At 66.0% G+C, this 17,507-nt stretch carries 15 protein-coding genes; all 15 read right to left on the bottom strand.

What is annotated here, in order from left to right:
* Positions 1-47: 47 nt before the first annotated feature.
* Positions 48-1,310, bottom strand: coding sequence for a cell division protein FtsA (gene ftsA / locus Q0L25_RS00325; protein WP_296610902.1), 1,263 nt, complete (start codon positions 1,308-1,310; stop codon positions 48-50).
* 16 nt (positions 1,311-1,326) lie between these two features.
* Entirely contained in the window at positions 1,327-2,259 is a 933-nt protein-coding gene (locus Q0L25_RS00320; RefSeq protein ID WP_296610901.1) for a cell division protein FtsQ/DivIB, read from the bottom strand.
* Positions 2,256-3,176: a D-alanine--D-alanine ligase gene (locus Q0L25_RS00315; RefSeq protein WP_296610900.1), complete on the bottom strand. Its 921-nt coding sequence runs from the start codon at positions 3,174-3,176 to the stop codon at positions 2,256-2,258. Before Q0L25_RS00315 ends, Q0L25_RS00320 begins: the two co-directional genes overlap by 4 nt.
* A gap of 139 nt (positions 3,177-3,315) precedes the next feature.
* Positions 3,316-4,197, bottom strand: coding sequence for a UDP-N-acetylmuramate dehydrogenase (gene murB / locus Q0L25_RS00310; RefSeq protein WP_296611399.1), 882 nt, complete (start codon positions 4,195-4,197; stop codon positions 3,316-3,318).
* Positions 4,198-4,211: 14 nt separating this feature from the next.
* Entirely contained in the window at positions 4,212-5,615 is a 1,404-nt protein-coding gene (gene murC, locus Q0L25_RS00305) for a UDP-N-acetylmuramate--L-alanine ligase (RefSeq protein WP_296610899.1), read from the bottom strand.
* Between the two features lie 138 nt (positions 5,616-5,753).
* Positions 5,754-6,911 carry an undecaprenyldiphospho-muramoylpentapeptide beta-N-acetylglucosaminyltransferase gene (murG, locus tag Q0L25_RS00300; RefSeq protein ID WP_296610897.1) on the bottom strand — a complete coding sequence of 386 codons (1,158 nt, stop codon included), beginning with the start codon at positions 6,909-6,911 and terminating at the stop codon, positions 5,754-5,756.
* Positions 6,908-8,131 carry an FtsW/RodA/SpoVE family cell cycle protein gene (locus Q0L25_RS00295; protein WP_296610895.1) on the bottom strand — a complete coding sequence of 408 codons (1,224 nt, stop codon included), beginning with the start codon at positions 8,129-8,131 and terminating at the stop codon, positions 6,908-6,910. The genes murG and Q0L25_RS00295 overlap by 4 nt, the downstream gene beginning before the upstream one ends.
* Positions 8,128-9,507: a UDP-N-acetylmuramoyl-L-alanine--D-glutamate ligase gene (gene murD / locus Q0L25_RS00290; RefSeq protein ID WP_296610893.1), complete on the bottom strand. Its 1,380-nt coding sequence runs from the start codon at positions 9,505-9,507 to the stop codon at positions 8,128-8,130. Before murD ends, Q0L25_RS00295 begins: the two co-directional genes overlap by 4 nt.
* A complete protein-coding gene (gene mraY, locus Q0L25_RS00285) occupies positions 9,504-10,583 on the bottom strand; it encodes a phospho-N-acetylmuramoyl-pentapeptide-transferase (RefSeq protein WP_296610890.1) in 1,080 nt (359 codons plus the stop codon). The genes murD and mraY overlap by 4 nt, the downstream gene beginning before the upstream one ends.
* Positions 10,583-11,956 carry a UDP-N-acetylmuramoyl-tripeptide--D-alanyl-D-alanine ligase gene (gene murF / locus Q0L25_RS00280; RefSeq protein WP_296610888.1) on the bottom strand — a complete coding sequence of 458 codons (1,374 nt, stop codon included), beginning with the start codon at positions 11,954-11,956 and terminating at the stop codon, positions 10,583-10,585. The genes mraY and murF overlap by 1 nt, the downstream gene beginning before the upstream one ends.
* A 100-nt stretch (positions 11,957-12,056) precedes the next feature.
* The gene (locus Q0L25_RS00275) at positions 12,057-13,475 is read right to left on the bottom strand and encodes a UDP-N-acetylmuramoyl-L-alanyl-D-glutamate--2,6-diaminopimelate ligase (RefSeq protein ID WP_296610886.1); all 1,419 of its coding nucleotides are present in this window, start codon (positions 13,473-13,475) and stop codon (positions 12,057-12,059) included.
* Positions 13,472-15,202, bottom strand: coding sequence for a penicillin-binding protein 2 (locus Q0L25_RS00270; protein WP_296610884.1), 1,731 nt, complete (start codon positions 15,200-15,202; stop codon positions 13,472-13,474). The genes Q0L25_RS00275 and Q0L25_RS00270 overlap by 4 nt, the downstream gene beginning before the upstream one ends.
* Complete coding sequence (locus tag Q0L25_RS00265) at positions 15,199-15,801, bottom strand: hypothetical protein (RefSeq protein ID WP_296610882.1); 603 nt, start codon at positions 15,799-15,801, stop codon at positions 15,199-15,201. The genes Q0L25_RS00270 and Q0L25_RS00265 overlap by 4 nt, the downstream gene beginning before the upstream one ends.
* Positions 15,801-16,748 (bottom strand): 16S rRNA (cytosine(1402)-N(4))-methyltransferase RsmH, encoded by a 948-nt coding sequence (gene rsmH / locus Q0L25_RS00260; protein WP_296610880.1) that lies wholly within the window; start codon positions 16,746-16,748, stop codon positions 15,801-15,803. Before rsmH ends, Q0L25_RS00265 begins: the two co-directional genes overlap by 1 nt.
* Complete coding sequence (locus tag Q0L25_RS00255) at positions 16,745-17,230, bottom strand: division/cell wall cluster transcriptional repressor MraZ (protein ID WP_296610878.1); 486 nt, start codon at positions 17,228-17,230, stop codon at positions 16,745-16,747. Before Q0L25_RS00255 ends, rsmH begins: the two co-directional genes overlap by 4 nt.
* Positions 17,231-17,507: the final 277 nt, after the last annotated feature.

Genomic DNA, 17,507 nt, shown 5'->3' with positions numbered 1-17,507 from the left:
TCGCCCACCTACTATCCACAACAAATAGGGGTTGGTGACGCATTTCTTTAATAATTCGCCCGAGCCGTTCTAATCAAACGACGGAAGATCGATATCGGCGACGGACGGTGCACCGTCTGATGCTCGCCAGATGCCAATGACCTGAGGTCGATCGGATCGGTCGCGGCATGGTGGACCAGCCCGGCAAGGGTCGCGAAAGCGGGTCCCGAATGCGCGTCGGGCAGGCCGGCGAGCCCGCGCGGGCGCCCGACGCGGACCGACCGGCCGAGCGCTGCCTGCGCATAATCGGCGATACCCTTGAGCTCAGCGCCGCCGCCGGTCAGCACGACCTGGCGCCCGACATTGCCGTCGAATTTCATCGCCGTCAGCGCCTTGCCGATCTCTCCCATCAGCACTTCGAGCCGCTGGCGGATCACTGCGATCAATTGCGCCTTGGTGATGCGCGGCCCCTCGCCCGCACCGTCGTCGCTGAGCGGCGCGATTTCGAGCATTTCGTGATTGTCGCGCGGCGTTGCGTTGGCGCAGCCATGGAAGCACTTCATCCGCTCGGCCTGGGCACGGCTTGCGCCGAAGGTCGAGGCGATGTCGTCGGTGATGTCGCTGGCGCCCATCGGCACCGTGACCAGGCCGACCAGCATGCCGCCGGCGAACAGCGATACGTTGGTGATCCCGGCGCCCATCTCGACCAGGGCAGTTCCCAGTTCGCGTTCCTCGGCGCTGAGACACGCGAGTCCGGTCGCGACCGGCGCGGCGATGATCGACTTCACCTCCAAATGCGACTTGGCGACGCACAGGCCGATATTGCGCACCGGCGATCCGTCGGCGGCGACGACATGGATATGGACGCCCATCCGGTCGGCATGGAGGCCGAGCGGGTTCTTGACCCCGGTGATACCGTCGAGCGTGTAGAGCGCGGGCTGGGCGTGCAGCACCATGCGACCCGCGGGATCGATCGATTCCCGCCCCGCGCGCAGCAGCGCGTCGATATCGCTTTGTTCGATGCGGTGCCCCCCCATCTCGAACTCGATCGAGGCGACGTCGCTGACCAGCCCGCCAGCGGAAAAGCCGACCCAGACATTCTCGATATTGGTCTGCGCGATCCGCTCGGCCTGTTCGACCGCTTCGCGCACCGCGACTTCGGTCGCCGCCATGTCGGCGATGCAGCCGCGCCGCACGCCGCGACTTTCGCGCTGACCGGTGCCGAGCACGATCAACTCTCCGCCGCTGCCTTTCTGCGCGATCATCGCCGAAACCTTGGACGACCCGATATCCAGAGCCGTGATCAACCCCTCCGGCGGTGTCTTGGCCATAACTCTATTCCCCCACTCAAACCTGATCCCGCGATGCCGCGCGATCCGCCGATGCCGGCACACTGCCTTGCGAACTCGTCGGAACCCCAGTGCGGCTCGATCCGTCGGGCTTGCGCGCCACAAATTTATCCGGATCGCGCATATCGAACTTTACCCATCCTCTACCCAAAAGGCGAACCGTACCATCCCTCTCCGCAAACGTACGGAGCGCCTTGGCAGCCTCTTCGGTTCCCTCGGGCAGCGACAAGGTCTCGCCGGTATCGAACAACAGATCCCAGCGGCGATTGCCGACCCAGGTCGCGGCCCGCACCTTGGGCTTGAGCGCGGGCGCGCTGGTCATCAGCGTCTGATAAGCCGGCTCCTGACGGTCGGCCCCCGGCCCGATCACCAGCGGCAGATCGGGCATCGCGTCCGCCGATACCGGTTCGAGATAGACTCCGTCGCGATCGATCAGGCTAAGTGTCCCCTCGTTCTGCCATACCGCCGCGGGCGTGCGCTCGACGATCCGGATCAACAAGGTGTCGGGCAGCCGCCGCGACACATGCGCATCCTGCACCCAGCCATATTGCAGCAGCTTGTCGCGAATCTGGTTGAGATCGACCAGCGGCATGGCGCGCGATTTCTGTTCGAGCGCGACGGCATAGACCGTCATCTGGTCCATTCGCTTGACGCCGCGGATCTCGATCTGCTCGACGCGGAAACCGGCATTGCCCGCCTGCTCGGCGACCGCGGTTCCGACCGCGCCGGGAATGCCGAAGATTTGCGCGACGACCAGCGCCGCGCCGACCGCGAGCGCGAAGATCGACCAGGTCGCGATGCGCTGCAGCGTATGCTGGCTGATCGGCAGCCAGGCCAGGATGCGGTCGATGATCGACGGCTTCTTCTGCTTGCGCTTGGCCGACGGCCTGCGCGCGGTCGGCCGCCCGCTCTTGGCCGGCGCGCGGCTCATGCCAGTGCCTCGTCGATGATCATCTGCACCAGCTCCGGATAGGAGATGCCGAGATGTTTCGCCTGTTCGGGCACCAGGCTCAAGGGAGTCATGCCGGGCTGGGTATTGACCTCGAGCAGGAACAAGCCGTCTTCGCCGCGCTCGTCATCCCAGCGGAAGTCCGACCGCGAAGCGCCCTTGCAACCGAGCAGATGGTGCGCCTCGAGCGCGAGCCGCTTGCAGGCCGCGGCGATCTCGTCGGGGATCTGCGCCGGGAAGACATGCTCGGTCATGCCGTCGGTATATTTGGCATCGTAATCGTACCAGCCGGACTTGGGCTTTAGTTCGGTTACGCCAAGCGCCTTGCCGCCGAGGATCGCGGTGGTCAGTTCGCGGCCGCGGACATAGGGCTCGGCGAGCAGCTCCTCGAATTCCTGCCACGGGCCGGCAACGTCGCGACCGATCGGATTGCCGTAATTGCCGTCCTCGGTGACGATCGCCACGCCAACCGACGAGCCTTCGTTGACCGGTTTCAGCACATAGGGCCGCTTGAGCGGATCGCCCTCGAACACCTCCGCCGACTTGACGATCCGTCCGCCGGGCATGGGAATGCCGTGGGGGACCAACGCCTGTTTGGTCAGCACCTTGTCGATCGCGATGACCGAGGTGACCATCCCGGAATGGGTGTATTTGAGGCCCATCAGGTCGAGCATGCCCTGGACCGACCCGTCCTCGCCCGGCGTGCCGTGGAGCGCGTTGAACACGATATCCGGCTTCGCTTCGCTAAGCTTGATCGCGACGTCGCGGCCCATGTCGATCCGCGTCACGCGATGGCCGAGCGATTCCAGCGCCTCGGCGATGCCCTTGCCCGACATCAGCGACACTTCGCGCTCGGCCGACCAGCCGCCCATCAGGACGACGACGTGGAGAGCGTTCATAATTCCTCCCCGTTCACGGGGAGGGGGACCAGCCGAAGGCTGGTGGAGGGGGCGGGCCACGAGCGGCATCCGAGGAGGCGAACCCCCTCCGGCGCTTCGCGCCACCTCCCCGTCCCGGGGAGGATTTGAAAAGCAGCGCTCACTTCGCAACCCCCACCCGCTGGATTTCCCATTCCAGCATCACGCCCGACTTCGCCTTCACTTTCGCGCGCACCTCTTCACCCAGCCCCTCGATGTCCGCGCTCGTCGCGTCCCCCAGATTGAGCAGGAAGTTGCAATGCTTTTCCGACACCTGCGCACCGCCCTTGCGCAGCCCGCGACATCCGGCTTCGTCGACCAATTGCCAGGCCTTGTGCCCTTCCGGATTCTTGAAGGTCGAGCCGCCGGTGCGGCTGCGCAGCGGCTGCGATTCCTCACGCGCGGCGGCGATGCGGTCCATCTCCGCCTGGATCGCGGTCGGCTCGCCCGGATGGCCGCGGAAGGTCGCGCCGACCACGATCGCGCCTGCGGGCAAATCGCTATGGCGATAGGTGTAACCGAGATCGTCGAGCGCGAGCGTGCGGCGCTCCCCTGAGCGGAGGACTACGTCTGCCTCGACCAGCACGTCCTTGACCTCGCGGCCATAGGCGCCGCCGTTCATGCGGACGAAGCCGCCGACCGTGCCCGGGATCGAACGCATGAATTCGAGGCCGGCGATCCCCGCGTCGCGCGCGCTCGACGACACGAGGATGCCGCTCGCGCCGCCACCGCAGCGCAAAGTAGTGGCGTCGAGTCTCTCGACCTTGGCGAACGTCTTGCCCAGCCGCACCACTACGCCAGGCACGCCGCCGTCACGGACGATCAGGTTCGAGCCCAGGCCAAGACCCATCACCGGCACCGACGGATCGAGTGCGTAGAGAAAGGCGGCGAGGTCATCGACATCGGCCGGCTCGAACAGATATTCGGCCGCGCCGCCACTCTTGAACCATACCAAAGGCGCCAGCGGGGCGCCGTGGGTCAGTTTTCCGCGGACCGGAGGCATGGCGTAACAGACCGTCACCGCGCCGCCTCGATCCCGTCGGCCAGCCCCGCTGCCCATTTGGTGATGTCGCCCGCGCCCAGGCACACGATCATGTCGCCCGGCTGGACGACGCCCGCGAGTTCGCTCGCCAGCTCTTCCGCCGAACCGGTCGTCGCCGCCGCGCGGTGGCCGCGACGCTTCAGACCATCGACCAGCGCCTGCGCATCGACTCCCTCGATAGGTTGCTCGCCCGCGGCGTAGACCGGCGCTACATAGACCATGTCAGCGTCGTTGAAGGCCTGCTGAAAGTCCTCCATCAGATTGCCGAGGCGGGTGTAGCGGTGGGGCTGCACCACCGCGATGACGCGGTTGGCAACGCCCTCGCGCGCCGCCGACAGTACCGCGCGAATCTCAACCGGGTGATGGCCGTAATCGTCGATCACGACAGCACCATTGACTTCGCCGACCTTGGTGAAGCGGCGCTTGACCCCGCCGAACTTGGCGAAGCCCTGCTGGATCGTCGCGTCGTCGACGCCGAGTTCGAGCGCGACGCCAATCGCCGACAGCGCGTTCTGGACATTGTGGCGCCCCGGCATGGGCAATTCGATATTCTCGATCGAGCGCGTCGTGCCGTCACGATGACGGATGATCGCCTCGAACCGGTTGCCGCCGGGAATCGGGGTCACGTTGACGCCGCGGATATCCGCCTGGGTCGAGAAGCCATAGGTAACGATGCGGCGGTCGCGCACGCGCGGCAGCACGGCCTGCACTTCGGGGTGATCGAGGCAGAGGAAAGCGGCGCCGTAGAAGGGGACGTTCTCGATAAACTGGACGAACGCGTCCTTGATCGCATCGAAGCTGCCATAATGATCGAGATGCTCGGGATCGATATTGGTAACCACCGCGAGCGTGCCGTCGAGCCGCAGGAAGCTGCCGTCGCTCTCATCGGCCTCGACCACCATCCACTCGCTGTCGCCGAGCCGGGCGTTCGAACCATAGCTGTTGATGATGCCGCCGTTGATCACGGTCGGGTCGATCCCGCCGGCGTCGAGCAACGCGGCGACCATCGACGTCGTGGTGGTCTTGCCGTGCGTGCCGGCGACCGCGACGGTCGATTTCAGCCGCATCAGCTCGGCCAGCATCTCGGCGCGGCGCACTACGGGGATGCGGCGTTCGAGCGCACACTCGACCTCGGGGTTGGCGCGCTTGATCGCGGTCGAGACGACGACCACCGCAGCGTCACCGAGATTGTCGGCGGCATGGCCGATCTTCACCTCGATGCCTTTGTCGCGCAGCCCTTGCACGACATAGCCCTCGGACACGTCCGAGCCCTGCACCTTGTAGCCGAGATTGTGCATCACCTCGGCAATGCCGGACATGCCGATCCCGCCGATGCCGACGAAATGGATGGCGCCGATATCGGTCTTGAGCCCGGTCATCAAAAATCCTCCCCGTTTACGGGGAGGGGGACCAGCCGAAGGCTGGTGGAGGGGGCGGGCAACAAGCGATATCCGAGAAGGCGAACCCCCTCCGGCGCTTCGCGCCACCTCCCCGTCCCGGGGAGGATTTTCAGGGGATCAGGCATACGCTACGCCTCCTTCACTAGAGGTCTGAACCTTACCGACCGGAATATCGCCGGGAGGATGATCGAGTCCCTCGACCAGATCGGCAAGGTCGCGGGCCGCGTGGGGATGGCCGCACGACTTTGCCCGCGCCGCGGCGTTCTGCAGCGCGGCGGGATCGAGCCCGAGCTTCTGCATCTGCTTGGCGAGCTCGACCGGGGTGAACTGGCTCTGCGGGATCGTCCGCGCGCCGCCCGCTTCCGAAATCTCGCGCGCATTCTCGGTCTGATGGTCGTCGGTCGCGCTGGGCAGCGGGACCAGGATCGCCGGGCGCCCGGCGGCGGTCAGCTCGGCGATGGTCGACGCCCCCGCGCGCGCGATCACCAGATGCGCCCAGGCAAGATGCTCGGGCAGATCGGGCAGATAGGTGGCGAGATCGGCCGCGATCGACAGCTCGGCATATTTCGCTCGCGCCTTCTCGATATCCTCGACCCGCGCCTGGTGCGTGACCTGAAGCCGGCGACGGAAATTGACCGGCAGCATCGACAGGCCGTCGGGCACGACGCTGCTCAGGATGCTGGCGCCCTGGCTGCCGCCGGTGACGAGCACGCGGAAGATGCCGTCCTCCTCGAGCAAAGGATACGGCCTGTCCCGCAGCGCGAGCACTTCCTCGCGCACGGGGTTGCCGGTCAGGTGGGCCTTGCCGCGATATTTGTCGGCGAGCCGGTCGACCTTGGCATAGGAGGTGGCGATCGCATCGACCCGCCCCGCGACCAGCCGGTTGACCCGCCCGAGCACGGCATTCTGCTCGTGCACCGCGGTCGGCACCTTCTGGTTGAACCCCGCCAGCAGCGCCGGCAGCGCGGGATAGCCGCCAAAGCCGATCACCGCGGCCGGCTTGATCTTCTGAAACAGGTCGATCGCCAGCCTGCGGCCTTCGAGCATCGCGCGGCCGGCGCGGTACCAGCCCAGCGGCCCGCCCTGCATCCGGCCGGCGGGAAGGACGTGCGTTTCGATCCCGTCGAACAGGCCTGGAAAGCGCACGCCGCGCTCATCGCTGATCAGGTCGACCTTGTGCCCGCGCTTCTTCAACTCGGCGGCCAGCGCCGCAGCCGGCACCATGTGCCCGCCGGTTCCGCCTGCGGCCAGAACGAATTGCCGCACTCTCGTCATTCGCCGCTCCATTTCACGACATAGGGTGAGCGGCTCACAAACGGGTTCCGGCGCGTAAACGCAAGCAGCAACCCCATGCCGATCGACAGCGCGATCATCGAAGATCCGCCATAGCTGATGAACGGCATCGTCATGCCCTTGGACGGGGCCAGGCCTGTATTCACCGCCATCGAGATCAGCGCCTGCAATCCGAACTGGATGGCGAGGCCCGACGCGGCGAGAACGCGGAATTCCTCCTGTTCATCCAGTAGCTTGACGAATACGCGCACGACGATCGCGAGGAAGATCATTGCCACGATCGCGCAAGAGATCAGCCCGAATTCCTCGCCAATCACCGAGAAGATGTAATCGGTATGCGCTTCGGGCAGGCGGAACTTCATCTGTCCCCCTCCGGGACCGGTACCGAACCAGCCCCCCGCGGTCAGCGTCGCGCGCGCGGCATTGACCTGGAAATGATCGGCGGCATCGGTCGAATCCGGGAACAGGAAGGCGTCGATACGGGTGCGCGCGGTCGAATAGAAGAGATAGGCCGAGATGACGCCGACGAAAGCGGCTCCGAACAGCGCACCGATCACCCGCGCCGAAATCCCCGAGATCAGCAGCAAGGCGAGCCATACCGAGCAGAACACCACGGTCTGGCCGAAATCGGGCTGCAGCATCAGCAAGGCCGCGACCAAAGCGGTCAGCCCGCCGGTCAGCGCGGCCAGGACACCACCCGACAATCCCTGCTCCTTGTTCTTGAGCGACAAGAGCCACGCGACCGCGACGATGAAGCACGGCTTGAGGAATTCGGACGGCTGGAATTGCGCGACCCCAACGCCGAGCCAGCGCCGCGCCCCGTTCACCTGGACGCCGATCAGCGGCACCAGCATCAGCATCACCAGGAAAGCAGCGCACCCGATCAACGCCATCCGCCGCGCGCTCTCGGTTGGGAGCATCGAGACGATGAACAGCACCGGCAGCGACACCGCGACCCACATCACCTGGCGCCAGAAATAATAGAGCGCCGGCATATGATGCGTGGCGTCCGAATAACGCTGCGCCGATGCGGGCGACGCCGCCGCGACGGCGACCAAGCCGATCGCCATCAGGAACAGGGTCAGGATCAGCAATACCCAATCGATGTCCCAGAACCACGCGCCCAGCGGCGAGCGGTCCGACCGGCCGCCGCGCCGCGCGACCCGAGTGAGAAAGCCTTCCTTGGCCGATCTCGAGTTCATGAGAGGGACTCGACCAACTCGCGGAACGTGTTGCCCCGATCCTCGTAATCGCGGAACTGATCGAACGACGCGCAGGCCGGCGACAGCAGTACGGTTTCGCCCGGCTTGGCGGCGGCGCGGCATAACTCGACCGCATGCGCGAGCGTCTCCGCATAGAGGGTCGGCATGTCGTCCTTGAGCAGGTCGACGAACATCGGTCCCGCTTCGCCGATCGTATAAGCGGCGCGGACATGGCCGAACGACGGGCGGCAGGCGTCGAGGTCCTTGGTCTTGGCCTGACCGCCGAGGATCCAGTGAATCCCGTCGAATGCCGCCAACGCCGGCGCAGTCGAATCCGGATTGGTCGCCTTGCTGTCGTTGATATAGGCGACGCCGTCGACCGTGCGGACGCGCTCCATGCGGTGCGGCAGGCCCTTGAAGCTTTCGAGGCCGGCGTCGATCGCGGCCTCGGAAACGCCGAGCGCCTGGCAGGCAGTGATCGCGGCGAGCGCGTTCTGCGCATTATGCGGGCCCTGCAGCGACGGCCAGCGCGACTGGTCCATGCACACGCCGGGGGCGATCTTGAACAGATGCTCGCCACGGGCCGACAGCGACCGCGCGATAGCGGCCGATGCAGCGTCGCCGATCCCGATCACCGCGTCATGATCCTTGGACTGCATCGCGAACAGCCGCGCCTTGGACGCGGCATAAGCATCGAACCCGTCATAGCGGTCGAGATGATCGGGCGTGATGTTGAGCAGCACCGCGACGTCGCAATCGAGCGTGAAGGTCAGGTCGATCTGATAGCTCGACAATTCGAGAACGTAGACACCGCCGACGGGCAGCGGCTCCTCGCCCAGGATCGGCAGGCCGATATTGCCGCCGAGCCGCGCCGGAATCCCCGCCGTTTCCAGGATGTGGTGGATCAGCGCGGTCGTGGTCGACTTGCCGTTGGTGCCAGTGATGCCGACGACATGGTGCGACGGCAGATAGCCCCGCGCCTGGGCGAACAGCTCGATATCGCCGATGACGGGCACACCCGCCGCGCGCGCCTTCTCGGCGATCGGGTGGCGGTTGAGCGGCACGCCCGGCGATACGACGACGCCGGCGAACCCGGTGAGGTCGGTCTCGACCGGATCGGCGAAACTCAAAAGCCCCTCCCCTTCAGGGGAGGGGTTGGGGGTGGGGGAAGCTTGGCCAAGCGCAGCAGACTCAGCCCCACCCCAACCCCTCCCCTGAAGGGGAGGGGCTATAAGAGTATCTCGCTTACTTTCGTCCTTGTCCCACGCGACAACCTCCGCTCCGCTCGCCAACAAAGCGCGCACGGTCGCCTGACCCGAGCGCGCCAGTCCGAGCACCGCATAGCGTTCGCCGCGCCAGGACGGGCTGGTGATCACCGCAGCTTCAACGTCGCCAGACCGGCGAGCGCAAGGACCAAAGCGACGATCCAGAAGCGGATCACGACGGTCGATTCGGGCCAGCCGAGCTGTTCGAAATGGTGGTGGATCGGGGCCATGCGGAACACGCGCTTGCCGGTGCGCTTGTAGACGAACACCTGGATGATGACGCTCATCGCCTCGACCACGAACAGGCCGCCGATGATGCCGAGCACGATCTCGTGATGCGCGGTGACCGCGATCGCGCCGAGCGCGCCGCCGAGCGCCAGGCTGCCGGTATCGCCCATGAACACCGCCGCCGGCGGCGCATTGAACCACAGGAAAGCGAGCCCCGCCCCGATCATCGCGCCGCAAAAGATTGCCAAGTCACCAACCCTCGGGACGTGCGGGATGCCGAGGTAATCGGCGAACTTCACGTTACCGGCGAGATAGACGATCAGCATGAACGCGACGCTGGCGATGATCACCGGCATGGTCGCGAGGCCGTCCAGGCCATCGGTCAGGTTCACCGCATTGCCGAACGCGACGATCGTGAAGGCGGCGAAGACGACATAGAACCAGCCGAGATCGATCACCACCGAGTTGAAGAACGGCAGATAGAGATGCGTGCCGTTGGCGCTGTTGGTGTGGACGATGATCGCGCTGGCGATACCGGCAATGGCGAACTCGCCGAGCAGGCGCACCTTGCCCGAGACGCCCGCGGTGCTCGCTTTGCGCACCTTGTCGTAATCGTCGAGGAACCCGATCGTGCCAAAGCCGAGCGTGACGAAGAGGCACGCCCAGACATAGGGATTGGTCAGGTCCATCCAGATCAGGATGGCGATCGTCATGCTGGTCAGGATCATCAGCCCGCCCATCGTCGGCGTGCCGCGTTTGGCGAGGTGCGATTGCGGCCCGTCGGTGCGGATCGGCTGTCCCTTGCCTTGACGGACGCGAAGCCACCCGATGAAGCGCGGACCGATGATCAGGCCGATCAGCAGCGCCGTCGCGACCGCCGCGCCGGAACGGAAGGTCTGGTAGCGAACCAGATTGAGAACGTGCGGGAAACCCAGCGCTTGGGCGATCCAGTACAGCATTACATTTTCCCGCTCGCGAGCGCCGCGACCACCGCAGCCAACCCGACCCCGTTCGAACCCTTGATGAGAACCGCGTCGCCCGCTTCGAGTGTCGCCATCAGGCGGTCGCGCGCGGCGGCGGCGTCGGGCACATGGACGATTTCGACCTGACCCTCAAGCGCGTCGGCGAGCGGCTGCATCTTTTCACCGACAAGAATGACCAGCTGGACGCCAGCGTCACGAACCGGCCCGGCCAGCCCCGCGTGATAGTCGTCGGACTTGTCGCCGAGTTCGCGCATCTCGCCGAGCACTGCGATCTTGCGGGTCGCGGCTTCTTCGCCGAGCACCGCGAGCGTCACGCGCATCGACGCCGGATTGGCATTGTACGCCTCATCGATCACCAGCGCGCGGCCGCCCTTCACCTCGACCGAGAAGCGCGCGCCGCGTCCGGCCAGCCCGCCAAGATCGGCGAGCGCCAGCCCGGCCAACGCGAGATCGCCGCCAACCGCGTCGACCGCAGCCAGCACCGCCAGCGAATTGGAGACCCAGTGCTTACCCGGCTGCGAGACCGTGTAGCTGAGCTCGCGCTCGCCGACCCGCGCGGTGACGAAGGTGCCGCCATTGGCCGCCTTGACCGCCTCGATCGCGCGGACGTCCGCGCCCTCGTCGATCCCGAACGTGACGATGCGCGCGGCATAGGGAGCGGCGGCCGCGCCGAGACGCTCGCGGTGCGGGCTGTCATAGGGAATGATCGCGACGCCGCCGGGTTCGAGACCCTGGAAAATCTCGCCCTTGGCGTCGGCGATTGCGCTTTCGTCGGGAAAGAACGCGGCATGCGCCGGCGCGATCGCGGTGACGATCGCGACGTGCGGCCGCACCAGGGTCGTCAAATGCGCCAGTTCGCCGGGATGGTTCATCCCCATCTCGAACACGCCGTAATCGACATTGGCGGGCATCCGCGCGAGGCTGAGCGGAACGCCGGTATGGTTATTGTAGCTCTTGACCGAGCGATGCGCCGACTTGGCCGGCGATCGGTCGAGCGCGGCGAACAGCGCCTCCTTGGTGCCGGTCTTGCCCGCCGATCCGGTAACCCCGACGATCCGCGCCGAGGTCCTGGCGCGTGACGCCTTGGCGAGCGCCTCCAGCGCGGCGAACGTGTCCGGCACCCGGACATTGGGATGCGGCGTATCCTGGCTGACGATCGCGCCCGCGGCGCCGCGCTCGAACGCCTGGTCAAGGAATTTGTGGCCGTCGGTAGTCTCGCCGGTCAGCGCGACGAACAGGTCGCCGGGACCGACTTCACGCGAATCAAACGTGACGCCAGAAACGTCGAACGCCGCCGAAGCGGCGCCGTTGGTGGCTGTCGCGATGTCGGCAGATGTCCAGAGCGTCATTGCGCTCCTCCAGCCAGACGGGGCAATCGAGAGGAGGCGATTGCGAGGAAAGTGGCAAGCATCCCCTCCTCTAACCGGCAAGCCCGGCTTTGGCCACGCGTCACGCCGCCGCCTCCTCGCGCGCTACACTCACGTCGTCGAATGGCAGCACCAGGTCGCCGACAATCTGGCCCTGTTCGTGCCCTTTGCCGGCGATCAGCACGATGTCCTCGGCACCCGCTTGCCCGATGGCATAAGCGATGGCCGATCGGCGGTCGCCGATCTCGATCGCCCCGGGCGCTCCCTTGAGCACTTCGGCGCGGATCGCGGCCGGGTCTTCGCTGCGAGGGTTGTCGTCGGTGACGATCACCAGATCGCCATAGCGCACCGCGATCTCTCCCATCAGCTCACGCTTGCCATGGTCGCGGTCGCCGCCGGCGCCGAACACGACGATCAGCCGCCCGGCCGTGTGCGGCTTGAGCGCGTCAATAGCCGCCTCCAGCGCGTCGGGCGTGTGGGCGTAATCCACATAGACCGGCGCTCCGGTCCGCGTGATGACCGCGCGTTCGAGCCGGCCGCGGACCGGCTGCAGCCGCGCGAGATTGGCGATGGTCTGGGCAACATCGCCGCCGGTCGCGATCACCAGCCCCGCCGCGGTCAGCGCGTTGGCCGCCTGATAGGCGCCGATCAACGGCAGCGTGACCCTGAGTTCGCGATCCTCGGCTTCGATCACCAAACCCTGGCCGAGCAAGGTCGGGTCGCGGCTGACGAGCCGAAGCGCGCCGCCGCGTTCACCGACCGTGATGATCCGCTGGCGCCGTGCGTGCGCGAGATCGATGACGCGCGCGGCTTGCGGATCGTCCGCCCAAACCACGGCGGTGCCGTCCGGGTCGAGCACTTCCGAAAACAGCCTCAGCTTGGCGGTCAGATAGGCGGCCATGTCGCCATGGTAATCGAGATGGTCGCGGCTGAGATTGGTGAAGGCCGCGGCAATTACCTTCAGCCCCTCGGTGCGATATTGCGACAGGCCGTGGCTCGACGCCTCGAAAGCGACATGGGTGACGCCTTCGCGCGCCAGCCCCGCGACGTTCGATAGAAAAGTCACGACATCCGGCGTCGTCAAACCGGTCGAGACGCTGTCGTCCGAGGTTGTCACGCCGAGCGTGCCGATTGACGCGGCATGGTGCCCGGCCATCCGCCACAATTGGCGCGTCATCTCCACCGTCGAGGTCTTGCCGTTGGTGCCGGTGACCGCGACCACGGTTTCGGGGAAAGGCGCGAAGAATTTTGCAGCAAGATGCGCGAAAGCCTGGCGCGGATTGTCCGACGCGACGTGCAACGCGCCATCGACGGTGATGCCGGGCCGCGCGACAACGGCGATCGCGCCCGCCGCGACCGCTGCCGGGATGAAGTCCTCACCGTTGACGCGGGTGCCCTCGAACGCGCCGAAGATCGTTCCGGGCGCGACCTTGCGATGATCGATCGCGAAGCCGGTGACGCTGGCGTCGCCCCCGCCCGTCACCAGCTCGCCGAGTTTCATTCGGGGTCCGCCATGGTCTGCGTCTTTTCCCCAGGCCGATGCCAGATCAGCGGCAGCAACTCGTTCACGTTGATGTCACGCGACGGGTCGGGCATCACGCCCAGCATCGGACCGGCGCGCAGAATGAAGCGGTCCACCACCGGGGCGGCGGTATAGGCCGCGGTCCTGACGGCTCCTTGAGGCGAATCGAGCATCACGATCACCACATAGCGCGGCGCATCCATTGGGAAAGCCGCCGCGAAGGTCGAGACGTTGGCTTTCTTCGAATATCCCCCGCCGGTCGCGACTTCCGCAGTGCCGGTCTTGCCACCGACACGAAAGCCGGGGGCATCGGCGGTCCTACCGGTACCTTCGGTGACGACGAGGCGAAGCAATTGGCGAATCCGGTAGCTGGTCTGCTCGCTGATCACGCGGCGTCCCGGGACGTCAGTGCCCGGCTGCACCTTCATCAGCGTGACTGGCCGCCATATGCCGCCATTGACGAGGGCCGCATAGGCAGCTGCCAGATGCATCGGCGTCACCGCGACGCCGTGACCGAACCCGGCGGTCATCGTCGTCACGCGGCTGAACTTCTGCGGGAACAAAGTCCGTCCGCGCGCAGGCAGCTCGAACGGCATCGGCTTGTCGAAGCCCATCGAGCGGAACATCGCCGACAATTTGTCGCCGCCCAGTTCGTCGGCGATGCGAGCAGTGGCGATGTTCGAGGAATGGATCAGCGTCTCTGGGATATCGAGCCAGCGGCCTTCGCCGTCATGGTCGTGGATCTTGAATCCGTCGATCTGCAACGGCTGCGTCGCGTCGAAGCGGCGCGCCATCGACGTGACGGTACCGCTGTCGATCGCGGCCGCCATCGTGATCGGTTTGAACGTCGATCCGAGTTCATAGGCAGCGCTAGTGACGCGATTGAAGAACGGCCCGGGCAGCTGCTTACCGTCTTCCGTAAGGGCGGGCTTGGGCGCCAGGCCGGGATTGTTGGGATTGAAGGTCGGGAACGACGCCAGCGCCATGATCTCACCGGTACGGACGTCGAGCACGACTCCCGCGCCGCCCTTCGCCTTCAGCGTGGTGACCTGTTGGCCGAGTTCGTTCTCCAGCGCCGATTGCGCGCGCGCGTCGATCGACAGCGCGACCGGCTTGCCGGCGGTGTCGGCCGCGGTCAGCCGCTGATCGAGCGCGCGCTCCATCCCGCTCGCGCCCTTGTTGTTGACGTCGAGGAACCCGAGTACTTGCGCGGCCAGTTCGGACTGCGGGTAGAGACGCTGCTGCTGGCGTTCGAACACGATCGCCGGCTCACCGATCGCATTGACTTCGGTCACGAGCGACGCCGAAGCATCGCGTTCGATATAGCTGAACCGGGTACCCTGCAGCTTGGCGTAGATCTGGTTCTCGTCGAGACCCAGGATGTTGGCCAGGCGCTGCGCGATCTCCCGGCGATCGCCCAGGATCTGGTCGGGATGGATGCCGATCGCCCAGGCGTCGATCGTGCGCGCCAGCGGCTCACCATTACGGTCGACGATATCGCCGCGGATCACGCGGTCGGCCATCGTCGATGCGTTCGCCGCCCCCGCCGAGAACGCGAAAAAACCGAGCTTGGCGACAACGACCCCGATCGCCGCGCCGTAGAGCAGCATCATGATCATCAATCGCTTTTGCGCGGTCGCACGGACCAACGCGCGCTCGTCGGCAAGACGGCGCGGCGCGATGGGTCGTGCGAGCAGGTTGCTCATCGCGCGCCATCCTCCCGGCGTGCACCGCGCGACAGCGAGCCCAGGGTAGCGTCGCTCAGCAGCTTGCGGTCGAGCAACGCTACGGCCGACGGCTTCGACTTGGTCGACGTTTTGGCCGCAGCGGGCTGGAGCTTCGCCCCGACCGGTGCCGAGACCATCGCGACCGCATCCTTGATCTTGGCCGGCGCGGCCGCAGCCGGCGCAGAGGGAGTGGCTGCGATCGCGGCATCCGCCGGCACGACCGGTGCGCTCGGAATGACCGCCGCCACGGTCTGGATCTGCGGACCGGCGTTCGGCGTCGACGCGTTGAAATCGACCTGGGCGAGCTCGGCATCGCTACGGATATATTGCGCGGCGGTCGGCGCCGACAGCTTGAGCGTGTCGCCGTTCCAACGCTGCAGCTGCGCGAAGCTGGCGCGCGTGTCAAATTCGGTTTCGAGCGCGGTGATGTCGCGCTGCGTCCGCGCGATCGAGGATTCGATCGCCGCGAGCTTGTTGCGTTCCGCCGCCACGCGCGATGACATGAGGTAACAGCCGAGGATCACGCTCACGCAGAGCACGAACCAGCCGAACCAACGAAATCGATGCGCCACAACCATCACAATTCTCCCGCAACCCAGGCTGCCGACGCGGTCCGCCTGGCCACACGCAAGGTCGCCGAGCGAGCACGCGGGTTCCGCGCCAGCTCGGCGTCACTGGGGCGCACCGCGCGCCCGATCGTTTCGAACGTCGCCTCGGCCTGGGCGGCCTGGGGCGGCAGATGCCGGGAGCCGGACGGCGTCGCGCCGCTCCGTTCGCGCAGGAAATGCTTCACCAGCCGATCCTCCAGGCTGTGGAAGGTCACCACTGCCAGCCGCCCGCCGGGCTTGAGCACGCGCTCGGCCGCAGCGAGACCATCGGCCAGCTCGCCGAGCTCCCGGTTGATATGAATCCGTACGGCCTGGAAGGTCCGCGTCGCGGGGTCCTTCTTGTCGTGCGGTTTATGGCCTAGCGCCTTGCGCACTACCGTCGCGAGTTCGGAAGTGCGCGTAAGGGGTCTTGCGGAGACGATCGCGCGGGCAACGCGGCGCGACCGCGGTTCTTCGCCATAGAGATAAAGAACGTCGGCAATCTCGCTCTCGTCGGCGGTGTTGAGGAAATCGGCGGCACTCTCTCCCGACTGGCTCATCCGCATGTCGAGCGGCCCGTCGCCTTGGAACGAGAAGCCGCGTTCGGCCTGGTCGAGCTGCATCGACGATACGCCGATATCCATCACGACGCCGTCGACCGGGGCGAGGCCGCGGGCATCGAGTTCGGAATCGAGCGCGGAGAACGGCGCCTCGATGAGCGTGAGCCGTCCTTCCGAAGCGGCGACCATCTCCTGGCCGCCGGCAATCGCATCGGGGTCGCGGTCGAATGCCACGACCTCGGCGCCCGTGGCGAGGATCGCCCTTGTATAGCCGCCGGCGCCGAAGGTCGCATCGACGTGACGCTCGCCCGGGGCGGGGTGGAGAGCGTCGAGCACCTCATCGATGAGCACCGGAATATGGGGGGTGGGCGTGCTCACAGGAGACCCTTCTCCTGCATGAGGTTGCGGCAGATACGCTTGAGGACTGGGGCAGCTTGGTCGTCGGTCGCGGCGAGAAGGGTGTGGGGATCCCAGATCTCGAAATGCGTCAGCGACCCATAGAAGAAAGCGTGCTTGGCGATGCCCGCTTCTTCCTTCATCCAGTTGATGATGACGGCGCGGCCGGTGCTGTCGAACCCAACTTCCTCGGCACCGCCGGCGATGACGCGAAGGACGTTGAATGCGGGGTCGTTATCGCCCGCCGCAGCCTTGGCCAGCTTCGCGTCGACATAGCCCTGGTCATAGGCGATCAGGCACTTCGCCTCGGGATGCTGACCCATGAGGACGAACGGGCCCTTCTTGAAGCGCTCGGGCGGGGTGTTGTCGATGACGGCGTCGCGGAACTTGGCGGGTATGGAAACGCGGTTCTTGTCATCGACAAGCTGCAGCGCCGTTCCCGTATAGATGCTGCTCCCAGCCACCGTTCGCCCCGAACCAGACATGCGTTTTCCCGTTCGCGGAACGAGCCTTGGCGCGCGCCGACGTGATCAGAACCAACGGGTAAAAACGCCCCACTTCCAGTGACGGGCGTATCAAGCCACCGGATGGGATTCAATGGGAATTTTTGGTGTTTGATGGGCCAAAATTGGCCTTACTTATCTAAGTAATTGCAAACACTACGAAAGTTTCTTTAGCCATAGCCTACCCTTTCGCTACCCGGAGGCACCGCAAGCGCTTGAAATGTTGGAATTGCCCCGA

Origin of the sequence: Sphingomonas sp., assembly GCF_024508665.1 — a bacterium.
Classification (GTDB): Bacteria; Pseudomonadota; Alphaproteobacteria; order Sphingomonadales; family Sphingomonadaceae; genus Sphingomonas.
Note: the sequence above shows the minus strand (reverse complement) of the source record. Positions and strands in the feature narration are given on the sequence as shown.

What these genes read in the sequence shown, in the direction of transcription:
- ftsA (WP_296610902.1), bottom strand. Translation starts at nt 1,310, where the DNA reads ATGGCCAAGACACCGCCGGAGGGGTTGATCACGGCTCTGGATATCGGG.
- Q0L25_RS00320 (WP_296610901.1), bottom strand. Translation starts at nt 2,259, where the DNA reads ATGAGCCGCGCGCCGGCCAAGAGCGGGCGGCCGACCGCGCGCAGGCCG.
- Q0L25_RS00315 (WP_296610900.1), bottom strand. Translation starts at nt 3,176, where the DNA reads ATGAACGCTCTCCACGTCGTCGTCCTGATGGGCGGCTGGTCGGCCGAG.
- murB (WP_296611399.1), bottom strand. Translation starts at nt 4,197, where the DNA reads ATGCCTCCGGTCCGCGGAAAACTGACCCACGGCGCCCCGCTGGCGCCT.
- murC (WP_296610899.1), bottom strand. Translation starts at nt 5,615, where the DNA reads ATGACCGGGCTCAAGACCGATATCGGCGCCATCCATTTCGTCGGCATC.
- murG (WP_296610897.1), bottom strand. Translation starts at nt 6,911, where the DNA reads ATGACGAGAGTGCGGCAATTCGTTCTGGCCGCAGGCGGAACCGGCGGG.
- Q0L25_RS00295 (WP_296610895.1), bottom strand. Translation starts at nt 8,131, where the DNA reads ATGAACTCGAGATCGGCCAAGGAAGGCTTTCTCACTCGGGTCGCGCGG.
- mraY (WP_296610890.1), bottom strand. Translation starts at nt 10,583, where the DNA reads ATGCTGTACTGGATCGCCCAAGCGCTGGGTTTCCCGCACGTTCTCAAT.
- murF (WP_296610888.1), bottom strand. Translation starts at nt 11,956, where the DNA reads ATGACGCTCTGGACATCTGCCGACATCGCGACAGCCACCAACGGCGCC.
- Q0L25_RS00275 (WP_296610886.1), bottom strand. Translation starts at nt 13,475, where the DNA reads ATGAAACTCGGCGAGCTGGTGACGGGCGGGGGCGACGCCAGCGTCACC.
- Q0L25_RS00270 (WP_296610884.1), bottom strand. Translation starts at nt 15,202, where the DNA reads ATGAGCAACCTGCTCGCACGACCCATCGCGCCGCGCCGTCTTGCCGAC.
- Q0L25_RS00265 (WP_296610882.1), bottom strand. Translation starts at nt 15,801, where the DNA reads ATGGTTGTGGCGCATCGATTTCGTTGGTTCGGCTGGTTCGTGCTCTGC.